Here is a 25,901-nt window from a genome sequence, read left to right as displayed (position 1 = left end):
TTGATTACAAGGGAAAGCGGCATTTCTTACCCACAGGGATGCCAGAAGAGCCCTATTAATTTTAATCATATAAATGAGATAAAAGGGGGAGTTTATGGGGAAGGCCATATAGGATTAAGGGGCGATTTGAATCTGAATGAAAATAATATTTTTGATGGTGATTGGACATTCCTTTATGGAGGCAAGATTACCGGAACATACAATTTACAAAAGGACTTGCATGTTACATCTAGTAGATCGGCATTGACTACTGTAGTTAATGTAAAAGATTTTGAAAAAAATATGATAGGCGCTGGTAAATTAATTTTATGGCATGGAGGAGCTATTGCTACAGATTCAACCCAACTTTTTGGTAATGATGCGAATGACACTACAATAAGAGTGAGTGGGGCAAAACAGTTGCCTGAACATATACGGGACGTTGTGGATAATAAGATAGATTTCCAGGGTGGGTCTGTTATAATTAATACCGATAATTTTACCGAAGAATATGCACGAGCTGCTGTTAAAGCAATTAGAGAAGCAGATGGAGGTAATGAGACTCGGTTGGATATACGTGGAAATCTTCTCGAAGATAATTTAACTATTGATAAAATTGATAGTATGACATCAGCAGGTATCGATACCACGCACGATAAGAGAGAAGTAGCTATTAAGGATAAAGCAAATTTAATAGTTTTGGGAGAGAATACGATTGATTTGATTAAATCGGATATTGTTGATGTAAGTGATTCTAAGGTAGTTAAAAATGGATTCTCTGTTGGTAAATTAGATTTGAAAAAGGGATCTAAAGGATTCTACATTACGGGTACTCAACAAGTTATTCTTGGTGGGTCTGAAGGGGGAGATGTCCTCTCTGTTGATGGACAATCAAGTAAAAATGTTAAAGTAGTAGTAGGAAGCAAAGAGCTAGATGCGAATTGGACCGGCATGGGTAGATTAGTTATTGGCAATGAATATGTTGATAATCGTACCGCAATGACGTTGAATTCAGATGTTGACGTAAATATGGGAAGCCAATTCATTATTAATGGCAAGACTGATGTAAAAGGAACAGTACGTGTTGGTGAAGAGGCTAGAACTTCATCTAGTGGTGATGTGGCAATAAGTAAAGTTATTTTAGGACGTGATTCGCATCTCGATACAAGTAGGGGTGTGTTACGTACAAATATTGAAGTCAATGTAGATAGTGAATTAAGTCAAAATGAAGAAAAGGTATATTATGCTCCGGTAATTTCTGGTAATGTGACAGCAGATAGTTTTATTGTTTCTGGAAAAAATCCTCAGAATACAGTAGTAATTATTGGTTCTGAAGAAGATGACGCAAATGTTAAATTTAGTAATGTTGTATTGAATGGTGCGACATTAATATTAGATCCTGAGTGGGATGAGAATCCAGCACATGTTGTGGTAGATTTTAAGAAGTCAAATGTAGAAGCCGATAATTATATTGATGGTAAGCTACTTGTTGGTCAAAATACATATGCAACAATTGGTAAAGATGATTTAGCAGAGCAAATGTTTGAAAAAACTGGATTAGAATTTGGTCCTAATGGAATAAAGGGCGTTTTATATATTCAGGGAAATCAAGAATTAGGAGATAAAGGTGCAGTATATCTGGATGGTTCCCAGAATGATGACGCACTGCAGAGTGCAGCAGAGCAAATAAAGCCTGGTACATTTACAGCTGCAGCAGGCTCAGTAACCATTGTTGATGGAAAAGCTATTGAGACTAATAAAGGTGTAGAAGGAAAAGCTGCACTATCTGGTGTAAGAGAAGCAAACATAGCTGATGGAGCAAAACTTTATATAGAGGATGCTCAACCGGATAAACAGTACACAATTTTGTCTAATGATGGAGAAAAAACTGTTGAAGGGTTAAAGGATGCTGGATGGCTTAAAGATGATGGTACAATGACGTTGGATTCCAATAAAAAATTGGTGGCATTGACAGGAGAAATGGATGAAAATGGTAATCTAGTTATCGTCTCAGACTATAAAGATGTTCGTAGCGAGTTTGACACTGTAATGCCAGATGTTATAAATGCAGCCTTAAAGTATGATACAAGTAATAATATTTATAAACTCATAGATACTATTACCGATGATAAGATGGGAAAAGTTAGTAAAGAAGAAATGACAGACGCCCTCAATGGCGTAGCCAACATGGTAGCTCTTAGTGGTGCTTCTTATGCAACCTTTGCTGCATCAAATATGTTGGCTGATTCCGTAGCAGATCATATGTCGTTGGCAAATGCCTTAACGCATGATAAAGATGTATGGGCTAAAGTTATTCATTCGAAGGATACTGTGTCCGATGCTGACTTAGGTAAGATGCAAGGTAACTATGATAGTAAGTATAATGGTATCGTAGTAGGTGCCGATTTCTATCATCATAATGATCTTACGGTAGGTGCTGCATTCTCCTATGTTGATGGTGATGTATCCGGACATACGTTAGCTACATCTACGAAAGATGATGCGAAGTACTACGGACTTAGCTTATATGGCGGTTTGGAAAAAGGTGATTATGCTTTACTCGGTGATGTATCTTACCTCCGCGGCTCTCATGATGTAACGCAGCATGTAGCAGGGGAAGCATTGACTTCATCCTTTGATACAGATGCATTTAGTGTAGGTGTTCGTGGTGAAAAACGAATCTCTTATGGTGAATCTAAATTTGTTCCGTATGCAGGGGCTCGTTACGTACATTTGAATACGGATGACAGTACTAATAGCGTAGGTCTTTCCTACTCGCAATCCGGTCAAAACTTATTCTTAATTCCGGTTGGCGTTAAGTATAGTGCCGATTACAAACAGGGGACTTGGACAATTCGTCCGGTAGCAGAACTTGGTTATGTATGGAACACGGGTGATCGTAGTGTTGATCAGACGGTAAGCCTCGACGGTACAGCTAATGGCTTCTCTTATGATGTAACGGATAGCGGTAGCTTTATCGGTAAGGTTGGCATTGAAGCAACAAACGGAACAATCACATATGGTCTCGACTATGAATACCAGAAAGGTGATACTGTTAAGTCCAATCGTTACGGCGGACATATTAACTTTAAGTTCTAATTTAGAAGTAAGGTAATGGAGTAAGCGGACTCTATACAAATGGAATCATCTTCTCGCTATGTTGGCTTTTAAAGGAATGAGATTGATTCCGTAAAATTAAAAAACTACATATAAACAGAATGGACTTCTTCGTTCTTTTCAATGATAAGAATAAAGAAGTCCATTTTCTTTTTATATAAATCTAGCATAATGCACATAAATTTTTCTATCTATATGACTGCTAAACAATTTGTTTTACTTATATCAGAGTAAAAGTATTAACTGTTTGTGGCGATACCGATTATGGAGTACGCTATATGCATAGTATGAATGAGAAAAATAGATGAAATACCTATCACCCGTTAGAAAAGTCATGTTGATTGATAAAGTCAACAAAGGCTTTCACGCTGGACAGATGCTTATAGTTGTTGCGGTAGTACATCCAAGTTTTACGAAGCAAAGGCTCACCGTTGGGCAGGTGTAACGGAATCGTCATGATATCCGGTGTATCTTGACCACAGCTTTGCGAAAGTAATGTAAAACCTAGATTTTGTTGTACTAATTTAAGAGCCGTATCCATAGCATCTACTTCAATCGTCGTACGCGGCGGCTTTTGGAAGTGCGCATACCACCAGTCATCAAGTACGCTTTGAAGAATGGGATCTGTTTTGTAGTGAATGTAGGGGGCGGTAGGTAAGTCGGCAATTTCCAAGGGCATTTTGGTAAAGAGACATAATGGCTCTTGCCATAGTAATTGTTTATGTTCAGACCAATTATGATCGCCGCGGGCAATGCAAACATGGATATCGCCTTCGAGAAAATCTTTGTAGCGATTATGGCTGTAGCCACTTCTCATATTGATTTCAATATCCGGATAGGCTTGCTTAAATTCTGATAAGAGGCGAGGCATACGATATTTGGCAAATACATTGGAACAGCCGATTTTAAGAAAGCCTTTTACGGTGGATCCGCGGGAGGTAAGGATTTCTTTGATGCGGTGATAATCGTGCAAAGCATGATTAAAGTAGCGACAAAGCAGTTCTCCCTCGGAAGTAAAGGTAATCCCACGCGGTTGGCGGATGAACAAGGTACAACCAAACTCTTGCTCCAATTTTTTCAAACGGTCACTGAGAGCCGGTTGTGACATGAAAAGCCGTTTGGCTGTGTGCGTGATGTTTTTCTCTTCATATAATGTTTTAAGTAATACAAAATCTTTATCGTCCATAGTAGTCTCCCATAGGTTATAGCTATATGTATTTAGTATACCATAAGCTATTGAAAAGAGGGGAGAACTATATGTATAGGAAGAGGAGGGTACAGTTATGCTTAATGGCATAATTATAGCAACTATAGTAGTGACGATTGCCTTGGGATATAAGACAAAGATAAATACAGGGCTCTTTGGAATGATTTTTGCTTATATTATTGGAACATTTGCTTTAGGTTTAAAACCAGCAGAAGTAATAAAAATGTGGCCTGTAAGCATATTTTTTGTTATCTTAGCTATTTCTTTATTCTATAACTTTGCTATTTCAAATGGAACGTTAGAAGTACTATCACAACATATGATGTATAGAACACGTAGCTTTCCTAAGATGCTTCCGTTGGTAATTTTCTTTGCGGCAACGATTATAGCGGCACTAGGAGCAGGTTTTTTTGCTGTGATGGCATTTTTTGGACCTATCACTATCATATTGTGTAGAAAAACAGGGCTTAGTCCATTGATTGGTGCTCTAGCAGTTAACTATGGAGCGCTTTGTGGTAATAATTTTATGGTTAGTCCCGGCGGTGTAGTTTTTATTGGTTTGATGAATCAAGTTGGATATGAAGCAGTGTCATATGGCTATGCGTTCCAAATTTTCTTGGCGTCTTTGGTTATTCCCATTATTGTATTAAGTGTGTTGATATTAATCAATAAAGGTAAAAAATCTTCACAAGTGATAGATATCCCTAAACCTCAAGCGTTTAATGGAATTCAGAAAAAGACATTGACTTTAATTTTTACTATGGTAACTATAGTTTTGATATTCCCTTTACTACATACTTTTATACCTTCGGTAAAATTATTTGCTTCTTTGGGGAAATCTATTGATGTTGGGCTTGTTGCCATTATTTTCACTGTTATCGGTTTGTTGCTAAATATAGGTTCGGAAAAAGATATTATAAAAAATGTTCCGTGGGGAACTCTTTTAATGATCTGTGGTGTGGGAATGCTTATTTCTGTAGCAATCAAAGCAGGTACAGTAAAAATGATTGCTAGTTGGGTAACGGCTGCTTTACCAACAGCCATTGTACCAGTTGTTATGGCTGTAATTGGAGGCTTTATGTCTTTCTTCAGTAGTACTATGGGTGTAGTAACACCAGCTCTATTTCCTGTTGTTCCAGGTATTACAGAGGCTTCTGGTATCAGTGCTGGAATTTTATTTTCAGCCATTGTTATTGGCGCTCAAGCAACGGCTATTTCGCCATTCTCTTCCGGTGGTAGTTTGATGCTTAGTTGTGTTGGGGATGATGAACGAGAAAAAATGTTTACTGACTTGATGTTTAAAGGGGCGCCTATTTGCTTGGTATCTTCTATAGCTTATGCATTTATGATTAACCTTTTCTTCTAATATATAGGGATATTTTTCTTTTCGTATTTATCATTAAGATTTATTGTAGGAGGCTAATATGAAATATACAGACGCTCATGCACATGTTTTTGAGCCGGGGTTACCATTAGCAAATGTACGACGTTATGCTCCGGAGTACAAGGCTACGAAAGAAATGTTTGTAAATCAATTGGATTCTCATGGAATGCAGCGAGGTATTTTAATTCAACCTAGCTTTTTAGGAACCGATAATAGTTATATGATAGATGCTATCGATACATATCCTGATAAATTATATGGGGTTGCTGTTATTGAACCAAATGTAGATTTTGATGTACTTAGGGAATTGGATAAGCATAATATCATCGGGATTCGATTAAATCTTTATGGTAAAGAAATCCCCGATTTAAGCACACCCGTTTGGCAGCAATGTTTAAGTTATATTAGAGAATTGAATTGGCATGTAGAACTTCATATTGATGCCTGCGTGTTATCAAGGTTAATTACTCCTTTATTAGAGGCCGGAGTAAAAGTAGTAGTTGATCATTTTGGTAAACCTAATATAGAAGATCCTTTGGGAGATGAAGGGTTTCAATATTTATTAAAGCAAGGCAATACTAAAAGAGTATGGGTAAAGGTATCAGCGTGTTATCGCTTAGGTGGTTTTGAAAAAGGCTTGGAAATAGCAAAAAACTTGTTACCACATTTATTAAATTCTTTTGGACCGAGACGATTATTATGGGGAAGTGATTGGCCACATACGCAAAATGAAAGCACTATGACATATGATCGTGCTTACGAAGCAATGAACGAGCTTATAGGAAGTGATATACGCGAAGATATTTTATCTACTTCTGTTGATGAGCTTATCTATCTATAACGATAAATAAAACCTATGATAGATACTAAGAATTAACTGTTTGTACTTATGACGAAGCGGCGCTAGGATATAGACAAGACATGGATATTGCGTTTTATTACGAAGGTAAGGTTAAACAGTAAACGGAGGGTGTACAGATGGTAACATTACTTTCAGACGGAGTCTTTCTTCGCAACGGAGAAGAATTAATAGAAGCTAAGAGCGTGCAGGCTCATGATGCGGGCTGGGATGCCAAGGAAGCCGCCAAACAGACGATGGCGTATCGGATTTTAAAAGCGCATCAGCAAGCGGATGGCATGGAGAATCTTAAATTAAAATTCGATGCATTGGCCTCGCATGATATCACGTATGTAGGTATTATTCAGACAGCGATTGCCAGTGGCTTAAATGAATTTCCTATCCCCTATATTTTGACAAATTGTCATAATAGCTTGGCTGCTGTAGGTGGCACGATTAACGAAGACGATCATGTATTCGGGTTGTCGGCGGTGAAGCGTTTTGGTGGCACGTATGTACCTCCGCATATGGCAGTTATTCATCAATACATGCGTGAAATGATGGCCGGTGGCGGTAAGATGATTCTTGGTTCCGATAGCCACACCCGCTATGGTGCGTTGGGGACAATTGCTATTGGCGAAGGCGGACCGGAGCTTGTTAAACAATTACTGGGTCGCACCTATGATATTAAACGCCCCGGTGTTATCGCTATTTATTTGAAAGGCAAACCGGGCCATGGTATTGGACCGCAGGATGTAGCGTTGGCCATTGAAAAAGCTGTCTTTGCTAACGGCTTTGTAAAAAATAAAATTATGGAATTTGTCGGTCCCGGTGTGAGCGAGTTGTCCGTTGATTTCCGTAACGGTGTGGATGTAATGAGTACGGAAACGACCTGTCTTTCCACCGTATGGCGCACGGATGACAAAGTGAAAAACTTCCTCGCCTTACACGGTAGACCAGATGCATTTAAAGAAATGAACCCCGGAGAGGTAGCTTACTATGACGGCGCTGTTGTGGTAGATATGTCCAAACTGGAATCGATGATTGCCATGCCGTTCCATCCGAGCAATGTATATACAATTAAAGAAGTAAATGAAGGCGGTAAGGAATTGCTTCGCCATATTGAAGAGCAAGCCGTTAATCAGTTAGATAATACGTCGTTAACATTGGGCTTGGCCGACAAGTATTACGATGGTAAGATGCATTGTGACCAAGGCATTATTGTCGGTTGCTCCGGCGGTTTGTACGAAAACCTGGTAGCAGCAGCCAATATTGTCGGCGGTAAAAGTGTGGGAAACGGACGATTTGCTTTTAGCGTGTATCCGTCCAGCCAGCCGATTTATTTAGAGCTTATGAAGAACGGTGCATTGGTTGATTTGATGGAAGCCGGAGCCATTGTACGCACGGCCTTCTGCGGACCTTGCTTCGGTGCCGGAGATACGCCGAATAACGAAGGCTTCAGTGTACGTCATGCGACACGTAATTTCCCGAATCGTGAAGGTTCGAAACCGGGGAACGGTCAGATTTCTTCCGTCGGCCTTATGGATGCTCGTTCCGTGGCAGCTACGGCGATTAATGGTGGTGCGCTTACCCCCGCTACGGAAGTAGCTTATGATGAAAGCGTACCGGAATACCATTTCGACGGTAAACCATACGAACATAAAGTATACAGCGGTTTTGGTCATGCGGACGCGAAGGAAGAATTGGTATATGCACCGTCCATAAAACCATGGCCGTCTATTAAGGCATTGAATGATAATATTGTACTAAAAGTAGCGGCGTACATTGATGATCCGGTAACGACAACGGATGAATTAATTCCGTCCGGTGAAACCTCTTCCTATCGGTCCGATCCGTATGCATTGTCTGAATTTGCTTTAAGCCGTAAGGTACCGGAATATGTTGGCCGTGCCAAAGAGGTACGCGCCATGGAAAAAGCGCGTCAAGAAGGTAAGTTAACTGAACTGGCAGATCTGTATGAAGCAGTAACAACGGCGATGCAGTTACAAGTAACACCGGAAGAATTTTGGAGCCATGCTTCCATCGGCAGTGTTATCTATGCGAATAAACCCGGTGACGGCTCCGCCCGTGAACAGGCCGCTTCCTGTCAACGTGTACTCGGTGGGGCTGCCAATATTGCCCGTGAATATGCGACGAAGCGCTATCGCAGTAATGTAATGAACTGGGGGATGCTACCGTTCCTTATCGATGAGACCGACAAAAATGCATTCGGTGTAGGTGATTATATTTGGGTGCCGAATGTACGAAAGATATTAGAATCCGGTGAAGATACGTATACGGCGTACGTCATCGATGCGAAGGGCCACACAAAAGAGATTACTTTGCATTTAGGTGAATTGGAAGCAGAGGAAAGACAGATTATGGCAGCCGGTTGCTTGATCAATCATTATGCCAACGCATAAGAGATAACGAGTTGAACTGTTGATAAGAAATAATAATTTAATAGATGTGACAAATTCATTGCACCGAATTCTCCTTGGTTCTCTGTAATGTGTTTGTATATAGAAGCTATATGGGTAGGATAGCTATGAAGGCCGGCAAGGGATTTAATCCCTTGCCGATTTTTGTATTTATAGTTATAGTTACATGAAGAATGCAGATGCGGTGAGAAAAATCGATAATATGTATCTCTCTTAACAAGTAAATTTATAATATGTGACTGGTAGTGGAAATTTGTAGTGTCCATTTTCTATAGACAACAGCAAACGAGGAAATGAATTTTTAGTAAGCCACTTGTATTTTTCTTTGATGCCGGAAAGGCATTCATTACGGATACAAGATACATAAGGCGTGACGCTTTATAAGTGGATTGAATTTAGTAAAAATAAGGATTTGTATCACTAAACGATATAAGTAAAATGGAAGCAAACTCTTTCTTTGTATTGTGTATACATGATATAATGATGCCATCTTAGAATACTAGTATTTGTATTAGGTATAGAACAGTAGAGAAGATGTACAGTGAGTACGGACGTAATAGAAAGAGGTTGACAGTATGCGTAAAGAACATGATTTTTTAGGCGAACTTGAAGTATCCGATGAATTATATTATGGTGTACAGACCCTGCGTGCCTTGGAAAATTTTAATATTACAGGTAAACGTTTGGATCGTGATTTTATTCGCTCCATGGCTATGGTAAAAAAAGCCTGCGCTTTGGCAAATATGAAAACGGGCCGCTTGGATGCCACGATTGGCAAAGCTATTGTACGAGCTGCCGATGAAATTATTGCCGGTGGCTTTGTGGATCAGTTCCCGGTAGATCCGATTCAGGGTGGGGCCGGTACATCCTTTAATATGAATATGAATGAAGTATTGGCTAACCGCGGTTTGGAAATTTTGGGCAAACCGAAGGGAAGCTATGATATTATTTCGCCTAATAATCACTGCAACATGGCACAGTCTACGAACGACTCCTTCCCGACAGCTATTAAGGTTTGCGCTATTTTGAAGAGCAAACCGTTATTGGCCGCATTGCAGCGTTTAGTTGATGAATTGGAACGCAAAGCGGAAGAATATAAAGAAATTCTAAAAATGGGTCGTACTCATTTACAGGATGCCGTACCGATTACATTAGGTCAGGAAATGGGAGCCTATGCTTCCGGGGTACGCCGTGGTATTCGTCGTATTCAGTCGGCTATTGCGGAAGCTCATATTGTAAACATGGGAGCTACTGCAGTTGGTACCGGTCTTAATGCGGAACCGTCGTACATTAAAGATGTTGTTGATGAATTGTCGGCTGTTGTTGGCGAAGAATTCCATACGGCAGATAATCTTATTGATGCTACGAACAATACGGATATTTTTGCCGATATTTCCGGTGGTTTGAAAGTTACAGCTTTGGTTTTGATTAAGATGGCTAACGACTTCCGTCTTATGGCATCGGGCCCACGTTGCGGTATTGGCGAATTGAAATTGCCCCCGCGCCAACCGGGTTCTTCTATCATGCCGGGCAAAGTTAATCCGGTTATTGCCGAAGTATTGAATCAAGTTTGCTACCAAGTAGTGGCCGATGATTTGGCAGTTACCTTAGGTGTAGAAAATGGTCAGTTTGAATTAAACGTAATGGAACCGGTTATTGCGTATAACCTTTTCAACTCCATGTGCTATCTTAAGAATGGTGTAAACACCTTTGTTGATAAATTGCTCATTGATTTACAGGTTGATCGCGAACAGTGTCAGCACTGGTTGGATCGAAGTGTTGGCATTGTAACTGCATTGTTGCCGCATGTTGGCTATGAAAATGCATCAATGTTAGCAAAAGAAGCCTACTCTACCGGTCGAGCTATTAAGGAAATTATTCTTGAAAAGGGATTGTTGTCCGAAGCCGATATGAACCACATCTTATCGCCGGCAGAAATGACGAAGCCGGGGATCGCCGGTGCGGATATTTTGAAGACACATGGCAACTAATATAAAGGTTTATATATAATATAATACATATAATATAAAAGCTCGGCGCAAAGGAGTAAAGTATAGCTTCCGTTGCGTTGGGCTTTTTTATACAAGTTCCTTTACAAAAGAAAAATATAATGGTATAATACTTAATTGCAAATGCACATGGTTTCGTGTGCGATGAATAGTAAGCTATAACATAGTTCGTGATAAGGGGAAATCTTCCAAGGTTGTGCTGATACATGTAAAGCAAGGTTCAAAAAAGAGAGAGGGCCTTGCTTATTTTGTCATTGTATGAGCAGGAAAACTGAGACCTGGATTATTGTCGTTTGTCATACCGTTATAGAATAGATGGTAAGCCAATGAATATGAGAGGTGAAAGCTAGTATGTTCAAACCTGAACAGGTAGGTAAGAGAACTCGTTACACGTACGCTAAGATTGACGAAGTCTTAGAAATGCCACATTTGTTGGACGTGCAGCGCAAGTCGTACGAGTGGTTTTTGGAGAGTGGTTTACAGAATATTTTTGACGATATTTCTCCGATTAAAGATAATTCAGGAAATTTAGTGCTTTCCTTTGAAGGCTTTAGCTTAGGTGAGCCTAAATATGATATTAATGAGTGCAAGAATCGTGATGCTACGTATGCGGCACCGCTTCGTGTCAATGTACGGTTAGTGAATAATGACCCGGAACATAGCGATATTAAGGAACAGGAAGTATTCATGGGTGACTTCCCGTTGATGACTGAAACCGGTACATTTATTATCAACGGTGCGGAACGTGTTATCGTATCTCAGTTGGTACGCTCCCCGGGTGTGTACTATGGTAAAAACATTGATACTATGGGGAACCGTTTGTATGATTCTACGGTTATTCCTAACCGCGGTGCATGGATAGAATTGGAAACGGATGCTAACGAAGTTGTGGCTGTTCGCATTGACCGCAATCGTAAGCTGCCGGCTACCGTGTTGGTACGTGCCCTCGGTTGGAGTACGAACGAATCTATTTTGGAATTGTTCTGGAATGGTCAAACCGATGAAGACGGGCATCCCGTATATGATGAACGCTTGATTCGTACCTTGGAAAAGGATACTACGGAATCCAGCGAAGAAGCATTGGTAGAAATTTACAAGAAGTTGCGTCCAGGTGAACCGCCGACAGTAGAAAGTGCACGTAACCTGTTCGATAATTTGTTCTTTGATCCGCGTCGCTATGATTTGGCACGCGTAGGTCGCTATAAACTAAATAAAAAATTAGGCTGGCGCCAACGTATTTTCGGTACAGTGTTGGCAGAACCGATTGTGAATACGGAAACCGGTGAAGTTGTACTTGATGCCGGTACATATATGGGTGAAGAACAAATTGAGGTAGTAGCCCAGAGCGGTGTATTTGCCGGTGAAGGTACTGCTGAATTTTTCGTAGAAAATCCGGAAGGTACCGTATCTAAGGTTATTTGCAATAACAGTAATCTTGAGTATGATCATCGCACGGTAACTCGTGAAGATATGTTAGCCAATATCAGTTACTTACTTAATTTGATGGATGGTCTTGGACATACCGATGATATTGACCATTTGGGTAATCGTCGTCTTCGTTGTGTAGGCGAATTACTTCAGAATCAGTTCCGTATTGGTTTGACCCGTATGGAACGTGTGGTTAAAGAACGCATGACAATTCAGGACGATGCGATGATTACACCGCAGGCATTAATTAATATTCGTCCGGTTGTGGCAGCGGTAAAAGAATTCTTTGGATCCTCCCAGTTATCTCAGTTCATGGACCAGACTAACCCGCTTGGCGAATTGACTCATAAACGTCGTTTGTCAGCTTTGGGACCTGGTGGTTTGTCTCGTGAACGCGCAGGCTTCGAAGTTCGTGACGTACACCATTCTCACTATGGTCGTATGTGTCCGATTGAAACACCGGAAGGTCCGAACATCGGCTTGATTTCGTCTTTGTCTAACTATGCGAAGGTAAATGAATTCGGCTTTATTGAAGCGCCGTATCGTAAAGTAGAAAAAATCTACGGCGCCGGTGAAGATGCCAATAAAGTAGTAAAAGTTCTTGTAACGGATCAGGTTGTATATATGACGGCCGATGAAGAAGAAGGCATGACTATTGCACAGGCAAACTCTGCATTGGATGCGGAAAGCTGCTTTGCAGATACACATATTGCGTGCCGTCGCGGTCATGAAGTCCTCGAAGTTACTCCGGATAAAGTCGATTACATGGACGTTAGCCCGAAGGAAGTTGTTTCCATCGGTACTGCTATGATTCCGTTCCTGGAAAACGATGATGCTAACCGCGCACTCATGGGGGCGAACATGCAGCGTCAGGCTGTGCCGTTGCTTCGTGCACAGGCTCCGTTGGTTGGTACCGGCATGGAATATAAAGCAGCATGTGACTCCGGCGTATGTGTATTGGCTAAAGAAGCCGGTGTGGTTACTCGTTGCTGGGGTAATGAAATCCATGTACTTCGCGATAACGGTCGTGTAGATGTATATAAATTGAATAAATTCCTTCGTTCTAACCAGTCCACTTGCTTTAACCAGAAACCGATTGTCTTCCGTGGCGATCGTGTAGTAAAAGGACAGGTATTGGCTGATGGCCCGGCAACGGACGGCGGCGAATTGGCATTGGGCTTTAACGTGTTGGTAGCCTTCATGCCTTGGGAAGGTTATAACTACGAAGATGCTATTTTGCTTAGTGAAGAACTTTGCAAAGAAGATATTTACACATCTATTCATATTGAAGAATACGAATGTGATGCACGTGATACTAAGTTAGGCGCAGAAGAAATTACTCGTGAATTGCCGAATACCGGTGATGATAACCTGCGCAACCTTGATGAAAACGGCATTATTTGCATTGGTGCCGAAGTACATCCGGGAGATATTTTAGTAGGTAAGGTAACGCCGAAGGGCGAAACAGAGCTGACTCCGGAAGAACGCTTGCTTCGCGCTATCTTTGGTGATAAAGAACGTGAAGTCCGTGATACTTCGCTTCGCGTGCCGCATGGTGAATCCGGTAAAATTGTTGACGTTAAGGTATTTACCCGTGAAAACGGCGATGAATTGAACCCGGGCGTAAACAAATTGGTTCGTGTATATATTGCGCAGAAGCGTAAGATTCACGAAGGCGATAAGATGGCCGGTCGTCACGGTAACAAAGGGGTTGTATCCCGTGTTATGCGTCAGGAAGATATGCCGTTCTTACCGGATGGCACCCCGGTGCAGATTGTATTGAACCCGTTGGGCGTACCGTCTCGTATGAATATCGGTCAGGTATTGGAAACTCACTTAGGCTGGGCGGTACAAGGATTGGGTATGCAGATTAAGGCTACAGACTTGCAGATTCAAAGTGTCTTGGATCGCGCTAAAGCAGATAGCCGTTACTGGGACACCATTGATCGCATTAAAGACTTGTATGCGGAAATTGATGACTTGAAGAAAAAAATCGGCGAAAATGTGACAGTACCACATCTTGATGTTGATGCGGAAATTACGACACGCCGTGAAGAATTATTGGATAAGATTCGCGAAACAGCCATGGCTGAACTCAATGCTTTGGGCGGCCGTGCTCGTTATGACGAATTAAAAGCTATCGAAAAGACGTATATTGATGCCGAAATCGAGTACTTCGACAATGAAGACGAAGAAGCACCGGAAATGGAAGAGGGCTTGAGAAACGAGCTTCAGGGTCTTAGTGCAGTCGTAGATATTTTGGATACTATCGATTCGGCACGTGCTAAACGTGAAGAAATTCGTAAGGATTTGGAATCTTACGGTTATGACTTCACTACTTATGGTATGCCGAAGCCGGATGTAGCCGGTATTCATATTGCTACACCGGTATTTGATGGTGCCCATGAAGGCGATGTGTTCGATACCTTACGCATTGCCGGTAAGAGTGATGACGGTAAAACAATATTATATGACGGGCGTACCGGTGAACCGATGGATAACCGTGTAACGGTAGGCTATGTATACATGCTTAAATTGCATCATCTGGTTGATGATAAGATTCACGCTCGTTCTACAGGCCCGTACTCCTTGGTAACGCAGCAACCGCTCGGTGGTAAAGCACAGTTCGGCGGTCAACGTTTCGGGGAAATGGAAGTGTGGGCGCTTGAAGCTTATGGTGCAGCTTACACGCTTCAGGAATTGCTCACTGTTAAGTCTGACGATGTCGTAGGCCGTGTAAAAGCATACGAAAAAATCGTGAAGGGTGAAAATATCCCTGAACCGGGGGTACCGGAATCCTTCAAAGTATTGCTGAAAGAACTCCAGAGTATCGGTCTTGATGTGAAGATTCTTAACGAAGACCAAGAAGAAGTTGTCATCAAGGAATTGGATGACGATGATGATGGTCGCGATGAACAAAACGAAGACGAAATTAAAGAAGTTATGGAGGAAGGCGACGTACAGCGCGGCGATGAAGCGATAGCTGATGATGCTATTATAGAATCGGCAGACGACGCTCCGAGTGACGAAGGTGATGACAGCATTATCAGCATGTTAGGCACCTATGATGAAGATACCTCCACAGATGAAGACTGATAATTGAGTATCCAAAAAGAAGGGAGCGATACTTGTGCTAGACGTAAATGAATTTGATTCCATGCGGATTGGCTTGGCCTCGCCTAAGCAAATCTTGGAATGGTCTTACGGTGAAGTAAAAAAACCGGAAACAATTAACTACCGCACATTGAAGCCGGAACGCGACGGTCTGTTCTGCGAACGCATTTTTGGACCGACAAAAGACTGGGAATGTCATTGCGGTAAATATAAGCGCATCCGTCATAAGGGCGTAGTGTGCGATAAATGCGGTGTTGAAGTAACACGCGCTAAGGTGCGTCGTGAACGTATGGGCCATATTGTGTTGGCCACGCCGGTATCTCATATTTGGTATTTCAAGGGCATTCCGTCCCGCATGGGTCTTATCCTTGATATATCGCCGCGTTCGTTGGAACGTGTATTGTATTTTGCTGCTTATATCGTAGTTGATCCTGGCGAAACTCCGTTAGCGAAACGTCAGCTTCTTACCGAATCGGAATATCGCGAATACGAAGCGCAATTTATGGATGAAAACTATACAATCAGCGGTAAGCAGGTAGCTCTTGAAACGGTGTCACAGCGTCGTGAACGCTTGGCTATCGTAGCGGAAGCTAAACGTAAGGAAGCTAAAAACGCCGCATTGGCAGCAGATACTTCTATTCCGGAAGAAGAAAAGGAATATGAAACGTTAAGTCGTGAAGAACGCTATGAGTTGGCAGCGTTGAACGAAGTGTCGTTTGCCTGCGTAGATATGGGGGCAGAGGCAATTAAAGAATTATTAAGCGAATTGGACCTTGATTTGCTTAATGCTGAGCTTCGTAATGAATTGGAAACGGCTACAGGTCAGCGTAAAGTTCGTGCCGTACGTCGTTTGGAAGTAGTAGAAGCGTTCCGCCAATCCGGTAACCGTCCGGAATGGATGATTATGGATGTGGTGCCGGTTATTCCGCCGGAGCTTCGTCCGATGGTTCAGCTCGACGGTGGTCGTTTTGCTACGTCCGATTTAAATGATTTGTATCGTCGCGTAATCAATCGTAACAATCGATTGAAACGTTTATTGGATTTAGACGCACCGGAAATTATTGTTCGCAATGAAAAGCGTATGTTACAGGAAGCCGTTGATGCGCTCATCGACAACGGTCGCCGCGGCCGTCATGTTACAGGTCCTGGTAACCGTCCGCTGAAATCCTTGTCCGATATGTTAAAAGGGAAACAAGGTCGTTTCCGTCAGAACTTGCTAGGGAAACGTGTTGACTATTCCGGCCGTTCCGTTATCGTAGTTGGTCCGGAATTGAAAATGCATCAATGCGGCTTGCCGAAAGAAATGGCGTTAGAATTGTTCAAACCATTTGTTATGAAGCGTTTGGTAGAACGCCAGCAAGCAAGCAATATTAAGGCGGCTAAGCGTCAGGTAGAGCGTATCGGTCCGGGCGTATGGGAAGCGTTGGAAGAAGTAATCAAAGAACATCCGGTACTTCTTAACCGTGCCCCGACACTGCATCGCTTGGGGATTCAGGCTTTTGAACCGATCCTTTGGGAAGGCCGTGCTATCAAGCTTCATCCGTTGGTATGTACTGCGTTTAATGCTGACTTTGATGGTGACCAGATGGCTTGTCACTTACCGCTTTCTGTAGAAGCGCAGTCGGAAGCACGTACATTGATGTTGTCTTCGCATAACATCTTGTCAACTAAAGATGGTAAGCCGGTTGCGGTACCTTCTCAGGATATGATTCTCGGCACCTACTATCTGACCGTAGTACGTCAGCATACGAAGGATAAGGCTAAATATTTCGCTAATTACGATGAAGTCATGCTGGCATATAACTCAGGTATTATCGGTTTGCAGGATATTTTATATATTCGTCTTGAAGGCTATGGCCGCGTAGAAACAACGGCTGGCCGATTGATTTTCAATGAAGCTTTATATCCTGAATTGCGTCAATTTGAGCGCCAGGAAGACGGTCACTACACATTGGGCCGCGTTATGGATAAGAAAATGGTAGGTAAACTGGTTGACCAGTGCTTCCAATTATTCGGTAACGAAAAGACGGCGGAACTTCTCGACCGCGTAAAATCATTGGGCTATTCCTTTGCACGTCGTGCGGGTATGACAATCGCTATTGCCGATATTAAAGTACCGGAAGAAAAAGCACCGATTTTGAGCAAAGCTGATGAAGATGTAGATAAAGTATCTCGTCTCTATCGTCGCGGTTTGATTTCCGAAGATGAACGCTATCGTAAAACAATTCAGCTTTGGACACAGGCTACGGAAGATGTAACGGATGCTATGATGGACAACATGATGCGTGACCAGGAAGGCTTTAACCCGGTATACATGATGGCTATTTCCGGTGCCCGCGGTAATAAACAGCAGATTCGTCAGTTGGCTGGTATGCGTGGTTTGATGGCAGACCCGTCCGGTCGAATCATCGACTTGCCAATTAAGGCTAACTTTAAGGAAGGTCTTACCGTATTGGATTACTTTACCTCTAGCCATGGGGCACGTAAAGGCTTGGCCGATACGGCTCTTCGTACGGCAGACTCCGGTTATTTGACCCGTCGCTTGGTTGATGTATCGCAGGATGTCATCGTCCGTGAAGAAGATTGTGACGTTGTGGGTATTGATTTGGTGCGTGAACGTGCGCGCTTGGCAAGCTCTACTCGTCAGGCAGTTAACCTTTTAAAGGATAAATTGATTGGTCGCGTTCTTGATAAAGACGTTATTGTTCCGTCTACAGGAGAAGTTATTGTTCCGGCGGAAACGATTCTCACTGAAGAATCCTTGGAATTGTTGGTAGAACATAAGGTGGCGGATATTTCATTACGCGGTGTTCACCTTGGTAATGACAGCGATATGAACCACACTAACCTTGTACAGAACATTAAGCTTGGTGAAACGGATGAAGGCATTCGTGAAACTCTCCGTGAGACCATGGTTCATAACATGTTGGGCAAGGATACGGTAAACGCTGTTATCGATGGTGAAGGTAATGAAATTGTTCCTGCCGGCGTAGCATTAACAGAAGAAGGTATAGAAGCAATTCTTGATAGCGATGTAAAAGAAGTACAAGTACGCAACAATGATATTCACGGCATTGAAGTAGAAGCTATTGTCGAAGGTGCCGGCATCATTGAACCGTTGAAGGATCGAATTGTAGGCCGTACGGCAGCAGAAGAATTGATTAATAAAGATACCGGTGAAGTTATCGTACCGCTTAACGGTGAAATTACGGAAGAATTGGCAGATGAAGTCGTTAAATATTACGATACTGTCAAGATTCGTTCCGTGTTGACTTGCCGCTCCCCGTATGGCGTTTGCATGAAGTGCTACGGTCGAGATCTCGGTACAGGTAACCAGGTACAGGTTGGTGAAGCCGTAGGTATTATTGCGGCACAGTCTATCGGTGAACCGGGTACACAGCTTACGATGCGTACATTCCATACAGGCGGGGTTGCCGGTGACGATATTACTCAAGGTTTGCCGCGTGTCGAAGAATTGTTTGAAGCACGTCGCCCGAAGCGCCATGCTATCATCAGCGAAGTAGAAGGGGTAGTACGTGTTGTACCTAATGATAATAAGAAGGGGACAAATACAATTTTTGTAACCGATAAAGACGGCGTAGAGCAAGATTATCTTATTCCGTACGGTGCGCGTATCATCGTTAAGGACGGAGATCATGTAGCTTTGGGTGGTCGCCTCACGGAAGGTTCCATTAATCCGCATGATATTATGCGTGTAATGGGCACGGAAGCAACGCAGCGTTATCTTGTTTATGAAGTACAAAAAGTATATAAATCGCAAGGTGTAGAAATCAACGATAAGCATATTGAAGTTATTGTACGTCAAATGCTTCATAAGGTTAAGGTTGAAAGTGCCGGTGATGCTGATCTGTTGCCGGGCGATCCTGTAGATGTGAATACCTTTGAAGCCGAAAATCGTCGTTTGATTATGAATGGTAAACAACCGGCTACAGGTAAACGTATCTTGTTAGGTATTACTAAAGCAGCATTAGCTACCGATAGCTTCTTGTCAGCCGCTTCTTTCCAGGAAACGACTCGTGTTCTTACCGATGCAGCTATTAAAGGCAAGATTGATCCGTTGTTGGGCTTGAAAGAAAACGTTATTATCGGTAAATTGATTCCTGCCGGTACCGGCATGAGTCGCTACCGTAAGATTCGCGTTGTAAAAAAAGAACCACAGATTATTGATGTTCCGTCAGAAACGATGGACGACAGTGCAGACGCATAGGAACCTAGAATTGTGAGTGGCACATAGTCTAAGTGGTTTCTTGGCAATGGCTAGGAGAGTAGCTATAAGAGTGAGTCACGTGAGGTTCTTGAAGACTAGCCGAGCGTATAAATTTAGAATCTTATATAATAAAAAGAGAAGTACAATCACTGGATTGGCTTCTCTTTTTGTATTTATTTTGCAAGGAAGTTATGCGTGAAAAGCAATATTGATGTTAAAATTGAAATATTATACGAATATTGGCGCAAGATTTGCATAAAATGGGAGAAAATATTCATTGAAAAATAAAATTGAACCGCACGGAAAAGTGTACATATAAAAGCCAGTGTTTATGCGGAAAAACAGCGATTAATTTTGTTGACAACAGTCGGGGATGATGCTAAACTGTTATAGTGCTTACGGAAGAGTGTGCCCATGAGCATAATAAAGACAAGGAGCGAGGATATGGAACTCAGTATTCTGACATCGTCTGCGAAGACAATTGGTGCTAAACAAACTTCAAAGGCAATAGCACGAGATGAAGTAGAGTTGGTATTCGTTGCTAACAATAGTGATGATCGAATTGCGTTGCCTATTCTTGAACTTTGTGAAGTACACGGTGTTGCCGTTGATAGAAATCATTCGATGGAAGAACTTGGTAAAGCAGCTAACATTAAAGTGAAGGCGGCAGCAGTAGGTGTGCTTAAATAAATTTGGTAATATCCGGTACAGCTCATGTTGTACGGGATCAATTATAAATCTAATTGTTTGGAAAGGAGGTGCCCAAATGCCGACAATCAATCAGCTAGTACGTAAGGGTCGCGAAACATTGACTCGTAAATCCACGGCTCCGGCATTGAAAGAATGCCCGCAAAAACGTGGTGTATGTACTCGTGTATATACAGCTACTCCGAAGAAACCGAACTCCGCACTTCGTAAAGTTGCCCGTGTTCGTTTGACAAATGCTATCGAAGTAACTGCATACATTCCGGGCATTGGACACAATTTACAGGAACACAGTGTAGTACTTATCAGAGGCGGTCGTGTTAAGGACCTTCCGGGTGTGCGTTATCACATCGTTCGCGGTGCATTGGATACAGCCGGCGTACAGAATCGTATGCAGAGTCGTTCCAAGTACGGCGCAAAAAAAGCTAAGAAATAATTGGCTTAACAGTAACACACATCGTTAAAGGAGGAAATTGATATGCCAAGAAAAGGCCCTGTGCCGAAGCGTGACGTACTTCCGGATCCGGTGTACAACAGCAAATTGGTTACACGCTTCATCAACAAAGTAATGTATGATGGCAAAAAAGGCATTGCCGAATCCATCGTATATGATGCATTTGAAATTGTTCGTTCCAAAATGGGTCAGGACCCAATGGAAGTTTTTGATCAGGCTCTTAAAAACGTTATGCCTGTATTGGAAGTTCGCGCTCGTCGTATTGGCGGTGCTAACTACCAGGTTCCGGTGGAAGTTCGTGCCGATCGTCGTTTATCCCTCGGTATTCGTTGGATGGTAAACTACGCTCGTCTTCGTGGTGAACGTACTATGAAAGAACGTCTTGCCGGTGAATTGATGGATGCGTTCAACAATACTGGCGCAGCAATCAAGAAAAAAGAAGATACTCATAAGATGGCAGAAGCCAATAAGGCATTTGCACATTATCGTTGGTAATTAGTTAAAGAGGAGTTGACATTAGTGGCAAGAGAATTTTCCTTGGAGAAAACTCGCAATATCGGTATCATGGCTCACATCGATGCCGGTAAAACTACCACGACGGAACGTATTCTTTACTACACAGGCCGAGTTCATAAAATCGGTGAAGTACATGAAGGTGCTGCTACGATGGACTGGATGGCTCAGGAACAGGAACGTGGTATTACGATCACGTCCGCTGCTACTACTTGCCACTGGAAAGATCATCGTATTAACATCATCGACACTCCGGGTCACGTTGACTTTACTGTGGAAGTAGAACGTTCTCTTCGTGTATTGGACGGCTCCGTTGCAGTATTCAGTGCTAAGGGCGGCGTTGAACCGCAGTCCGAAACTGTATGGCGTCAGGCTTCTACCTACGGCGTACCGCGTATCGCTTATGTAAATAAGATGGATACGGTAGGTGCTGACTTCTTCAACGTAGTAAATATGATGAAGGAACGCTTGGGTGCAAACAGTGTTGCTATCCAGGTGCCAATCGGGGCAGAAGATACCTTTAAGGGTATTATTGACCTGATGACAATGAAAGCCGAAATTTATACCAGCGATGACGGTAAAGAATATGAAATTACCGATATCCCGGCAGAATATCAGGAAATTGCCGAAGCTCGTCGTGAAATGATGGTTGATGCTATTGCTGAAACCGATGATGAAATCATGATGAAATACTTGGAAGGCGAAGAAATTACCATCGATGAATTGAAGGTAGCCCTTCGCAAAGCTGTTTGTGAAAACAAATTGTTCCCGGTATTGTGCGGCTCTTCCTATAAAAACAAGGGCGTACAGATGCTTTTGGATGCTGTAGTAGATTACATGCCGGCTCCGACTGACATCCCGCCGATTAAAGGTGTTAACCCTGAAACGGGTGAAGAAGAAACGCGTCCGTCTTCTGACGAACAGCCGTTCTCTGCATTAGCCTTCAAAATTATGGCTGACCCGTATGTTGGTAAATTGGCCTTCTTCCGTGTGTACTCCGGTACTTTGGAATCCGGCTCTTACGTTTATAATTCTACAAAAGGTAAGAAAGAACGTATCGGTCGTATTCTTCAGATGCATGCCAATAGCCGTCAGGAAATCGAAAAAGTTTACTCTGGTGATATTGCAGCAGCAGTAGGCTTAAAAGATACAACTACCGGTGATACGTTGTGTGATGACAAGGCTCCGGTAATCCTTGAATCCATGGAATTCCCGGAACCGGTTATTTCTGTTGCGGTTGAACCGAAAACAAAAGCTGACCAGGAAAAAATGGGTATTGCCTTAGCTCGTTTGGCTGAAGAAGACCCGACATTCAAAGTTCGTACTGATGAAGAAACCGGTCAGACTATTATTTCCGGTATGGGCGAATTACACTTGGACATTATCGTTGACCGTATGAATCGCGAGTTCAAGGTTGAATGTAATGTTGGTAAGCCGCAGGTTGCTTATCGTGAAACGATTCGTAAATCTGTTAAAGCACAAGGTAAATTCGTTCGTCAGTCCGGTGGTCGTGGTCAGTACGGTGACTGCTGGTTGGAATTGATTCCGCAGGAACCGGGCGCAGGCTTCGAATTTGAAAACAAAATCGTTGGCGGTGCTATTCCTCGCGAATACATCGGACCTGTTGAAGCAGGTGTTAAAGAAGCAATGGAATCCGGTGTTATCGCCGGTTATCCGATGGTAGACATTAAGGTAATCGTATTTGACGGTTCCTATCATGATGTTGACTCTTCGGAAATGGCCTTTAAAATTGCTGGTTCTATGGGCTTCAAAGAAGGTGCTCGCAAAGCTGATCCGGTTCTCCTTGAACCATATATGGCAGTAGAAGTTGATGTACCGGAAGAATACATGGGCGACGTAATCGGTGACCTTAACTCCCGTCGTGGCCGCATGGAAGGTATGGAAGCTCGTAATGGTACCCAGCATATCAAAGCCTTTGTTCCGTTGAGCGAAATGTTCGGTTATGCAACCGACTTACGTTCCAAGACACAGGGCCGTGGTAACTATAGCATGGCTGTTGACCACTACGAAGAAGTACCGAAGAAAATCGCTGAAGAAATTCAGGCAAAGAAAAACGGTTAATCCTATAAGGGTTACAATATTTAAGAAAATTTTAATTATCCGGGAGGACAATTCAAAATGGCAAAAGCAAAATTTGAACGTACTAAACCGCATGTTAACATCGGTACCATCGGTCACGTTGACCATGGTAAAACTACCCTTACCGCAGCAATCACTAAAGTTCTTGCTGAAAAAGGCCAGGCTCAGTTCCAGGACTACAGCATGATCGATAAAGCTCCGGAAGAACGTGAACGTGGTATTACTATTAACACTGCACACGTTGAATATGAAACGGACAGCCGTCACTATGCACACGTTGACTGCCCGGGCCATGCCGACTATGTTAAGAACATGATCACCGGCGCTGCTCAGATGGACGGTGCTATCCTCGTTGTATCCGCAGCCGACGGCCCGATGCCGCAGACTCGCGAACACATCCTCTTGGCTCGTCAGGTTGGCGTACCGGCTATCGTTGTATTCCTCAACAAAGCCGACATGGTTGACGACGAAGAATTGTTGGAACTCGTAGAAATGGAAGTTCGCGAACTTCTTTCTTCCTATGACTTCCCTGGCGATGATGTGCCGATTATCGTAGGCTCCGCTTTGAAAGCCCTCGAAGGCGATCAGAAATATGTTGATAAGATCATCGATCTTATGAACGCTGTTGACGAATACATTCCGACTCCGGAACGTGACACCGATAAGACCTTCTTGATGCCGGTTGAAGACGTGTTCACTATTACCGGTCGTGGTACGGTTGCTACCGGCCGTGTTGAACGTGGCGAAATCAAAGTGGGCGACACTGTTGAAATCGTTGGTTTGCAGGAAAAACCGTCCCAGTCCGTTGTAACCGGTTTGGAAATGTTCCGCAAAACTTTGGATTCCGCAGTAGCCGGCGATAACGTTGGTGCTCTTCTTCGCGGTGTTGACCGTAAAGACATCGAACGTGGCCAGGTTCTTGCTAAACCGGGTACCATTCATCCGCACACTAAGTTCAAAGCTGAAGTGTACGTATTGACGAAAGAAGAAGGCGGTCGTCATACTCCGTTCTTCTCCAACTATCGTCCGCAGTTCTACTTCCGTACAACGGACGTAACCGGTGTTATCAACTTGCCGGAAGGCACTGAAATGTGCATGCCTGGCGATAACATTACTATGGATATCGAATTGATCACTCCGATCGCTATCGAAGAAGGTCTTCGTTTCGCTATCCGTGAAGGTGGCCACACTGTAGGCGCCGGCGTTGTAACCGCTATCGAAGCGTAAGATGCCAACAAGCCGTAACGGCTAATATAACCCATGCAGCATTAGAGCGGCAGTACCTGCCGCTCTCGTGTTGTGTATAAACTATGATATAGAAGGTTGCCCCTGTGGGGGAGAATTTCTATGGAGCAGTTCATTCTGGAAATGAACGACAGGAGGAAAAGTACTAATGGCAAAACAGCAGAAAATTCGTATTCGCTTAAAAGCATACGATCACAAAGCACTCGATCAGAGCGCAGCAAAAATTGTAGATACAGCAAAGCGCAACGGCGCACTGGTTTCCGGTCCGATTCCGTTGCCGACAGAAAAGAGTATCTTCACGATTCTTCGTTCTCCACATGTTAACAAGGATTCCCGTGAACAGTTTGAAATGCGTACGCATAAGCGTCTGATTGATATTCTTGAACCAAATTCGAAAACAGTAGATGCTATCACCCGTCTTGATTTGCCGGCTGGTGTATCTATTGAAATAAAATTATAATAAGGAGGTGCGATTATGTCTAAAGCTATTTTGGGTAAAAAGTTAGGAATGACCCAAGTCTTCACGGCTGAAGGTCGATTAGTTCCTGTCACTGTAGTGGAAGCTACCCCTAGCGTAGTAGTGCGTGTTAAGACCGTTGAATCCGATGGCTATGACGCAGTGCAGCTTGGTTATGGCTCCATTAAAGAAAAACATTTAACTAAACCTGTAAAAGGCCAGTTCGACAAAGCCGGTGTAGCTCCGGTTAAATATCTTCGCGAACTTCGTCTTTCTGAAGCAACTGATTACACAGTGGGCCAAACTCTGGCAGCTGATATCTTCGCAGAAGGTGAGTTGGTAGATGTTGTAGGTACAGGTAAAGGTAAGGGATTTGCTGGTACGATTAAGCGCCACAACTTCCATCGTGGTCCTGTAACTCACGGTTCCAAATCTCATCGTGAACCCGGTTCCATCGGTCCTATGATCTCCGGTGGCGGCGGTAAGGTATACAAAGGCAAAAAGCTTCCTGGACAAATGGGTGGTGGCAGAGTTACCGTACAGCGCCTAACTGTAGTAAAAGTTGATACCGAACGTAACTTGTTATTGGTTAAAGGCGGTATTCCGGGTGCCAAAGGCAGCCTTGTAATGGTTCGCAACACGGTAAAACCTGTTAAATAACTAATTGTCGAAAGGAGGAGCT

At 42.9% G+C, this 25,901-nt stretch carries 15 protein-coding genes; 14 read left to right on the top strand and 1 reads right to left on the bottom strand.

Going from position 1 to position 25,901, the window contains the following annotated elements; translation table 11 throughout:
• Positions 1 to 126 precede the first annotated feature (126 nt).
• Positions 127 to 3,078 carry an autotransporter outer membrane beta-barrel domain-containing protein gene (locus tag Q5873_RS07870; RefSeq protein ID WP_303060266.1) on the top strand — a complete coding sequence of 984 codons (2,952 nt, stop codon included), beginning with the start codon at positions 127 to 129 and terminating at the stop codon, positions 3,076 to 3,078.
• Between the two features lie 334 nt (positions 3,079 to 3,412).
• Here Q5873_RS07870 and Q5873_RS07865 read toward each other — a convergent pair whose 3' ends face one another.
• Positions 3,413 to 4,282: a LysR family transcriptional regulator gene (locus Q5873_RS07865; RefSeq protein WP_028255435.1), complete on the bottom strand. Its 870-nt coding sequence runs from the start codon at positions 4,280 to 4,282 to the stop codon at positions 3,413 to 3,415.
• 97 nt (positions 4,283 to 4,379) lie between these two features.
• Here Q5873_RS07865 and Q5873_RS07860 point away from each other — a divergent pair, with 97 nt between their 5' ends.
• The 13 genes from Q5873_RS07860 (at position 4,380) to rplC (ending at position 25,879) form a co-directional block, all read left to right on the top strand.
• Complete coding sequence (locus Q5873_RS07860) at positions 4,380 to 5,669, top strand: SLC13 family permease (RefSeq protein WP_276627218.1); 1,290 nt, start codon at positions 4,380 to 4,382, stop codon at positions 5,667 to 5,669.
• A 58-nt stretch (positions 5,670 to 5,727) separates the two neighbouring features.
• Positions 5,728 to 6,528 (top strand): amidohydrolase family protein, encoded by an 801-nt coding sequence (locus tag Q5873_RS07855; protein ID WP_303060264.1) that lies wholly within the window; start codon positions 5,728 to 5,730, stop codon positions 6,526 to 6,528.
• A 137-nt stretch (positions 6,529 to 6,665) separates the two neighbouring features.
• Positions 6,666 to 8,948, top strand: a complete 2,283-nt coding sequence (locus Q5873_RS07850) for a hydratase (protein ID WP_303060262.1) — start codon at positions 6,666 to 6,668, stop codon at positions 8,946 to 8,948.
• Between the two features lie 593 nt (positions 8,949 to 9,541).
• Positions 9,542 to 10,957, top strand: a complete 1,416-nt coding sequence (locus tag Q5873_RS07845) for an aspartate ammonia-lyase (protein ID WP_205088424.1) — start codon at positions 9,542 to 9,544, stop codon at positions 10,955 to 10,957.
• 369 nt (positions 10,958 to 11,326) lie between these two features.
• Entirely contained in the window at positions 11,327 to 15,499 is a 4,173-nt protein-coding gene (gene rpoB, locus Q5873_RS07840) for a DNA-directed RNA polymerase subunit beta (RefSeq protein WP_303060260.1), read from the top strand.
• 34 nt (positions 15,500 to 15,533) lie between these two features.
• Positions 15,534 to 19,745 carry a DNA-directed RNA polymerase subunit beta' gene (gene rpoC, locus Q5873_RS07835; protein WP_303060258.1) on the top strand — a complete coding sequence of 1,404 codons (4,212 nt, stop codon included), beginning with the start codon at positions 15,534 to 15,536 and terminating at the stop codon, positions 19,743 to 19,745.
• A gap of 444 nt (positions 19,746 to 20,189) precedes the next feature.
• Positions 20,190 to 20,435, top strand: coding sequence for a ribosomal L7Ae/L30e/S12e/Gadd45 family protein (locus Q5873_RS07830; protein ID WP_028255442.1), 246 nt, complete (start codon positions 20,190 to 20,192; stop codon positions 20,433 to 20,435).
• Between the two features lie 76 nt (positions 20,436 to 20,511).
• Positions 20,512 to 20,886: a 30S ribosomal protein S12 gene (rpsL, locus tag Q5873_RS07825; RefSeq protein ID WP_028255443.1), complete on the top strand. Its 375-nt coding sequence runs from the start codon at positions 20,512 to 20,514 to the stop codon at positions 20,884 to 20,886.
• Between the two features lie 42 nt (positions 20,887 to 20,928).
• Positions 20,929 to 21,399 (top strand): 30S ribosomal protein S7, encoded by a 471-nt coding sequence (rpsG, locus tag Q5873_RS07820; RefSeq protein WP_028255444.1) that lies wholly within the window; start codon positions 20,929 to 20,931, stop codon positions 21,397 to 21,399.
• Positions 21,400 to 21,423: 24 nt separating this feature from the next.
• Complete coding sequence (fusA, locus tag Q5873_RS07815; RefSeq protein ID WP_028255445.1) at positions 21,424 to 23,499, top strand: elongation factor G; 2,076 nt, start codon at positions 21,424 to 21,426, stop codon at positions 23,497 to 23,499.
• A gap of 57 nt (positions 23,500 to 23,556) precedes the next feature.
• Complete coding sequence (gene tuf / locus Q5873_RS07810) at positions 23,557 to 24,744, top strand: elongation factor Tu (protein WP_288759711.1); 1,188 nt, start codon at positions 23,557 to 23,559, stop codon at positions 24,742 to 24,744.
• A gap of 166 nt (positions 24,745 to 24,910) precedes the next feature.
• On the top strand, positions 24,911 to 25,222 hold the full coding sequence (rpsJ, locus tag Q5873_RS07805) for a 30S ribosomal protein S10 (protein WP_028254690.1): 312 nt from the start codon (positions 24,911 to 24,913) through the stop codon (positions 25,220 to 25,222).
• A gap of 15 nt (positions 25,223 to 25,237) precedes the next feature.
• On the top strand, positions 25,238 to 25,879 hold the full coding sequence (gene rplC / locus Q5873_RS07800) for a 50S ribosomal protein L3 (protein ID WP_205088360.1): 642 nt from the start codon (positions 25,238 to 25,240) through the stop codon (positions 25,877 to 25,879).
• Positions 25,880 to 25,901: the final 22 nt, after the last annotated feature.

Origin of the sequence: Veillonella magna, assembly GCF_959600285.1 — a bacterium.
Classification (GTDB): Bacteria; Bacillota; Negativicutes; order Veillonellales; family Veillonellaceae; genus Veillonella_A; species Veillonella_A magna.
This window is presented reverse-complemented; position numbering and strand designations above follow the sequence as displayed.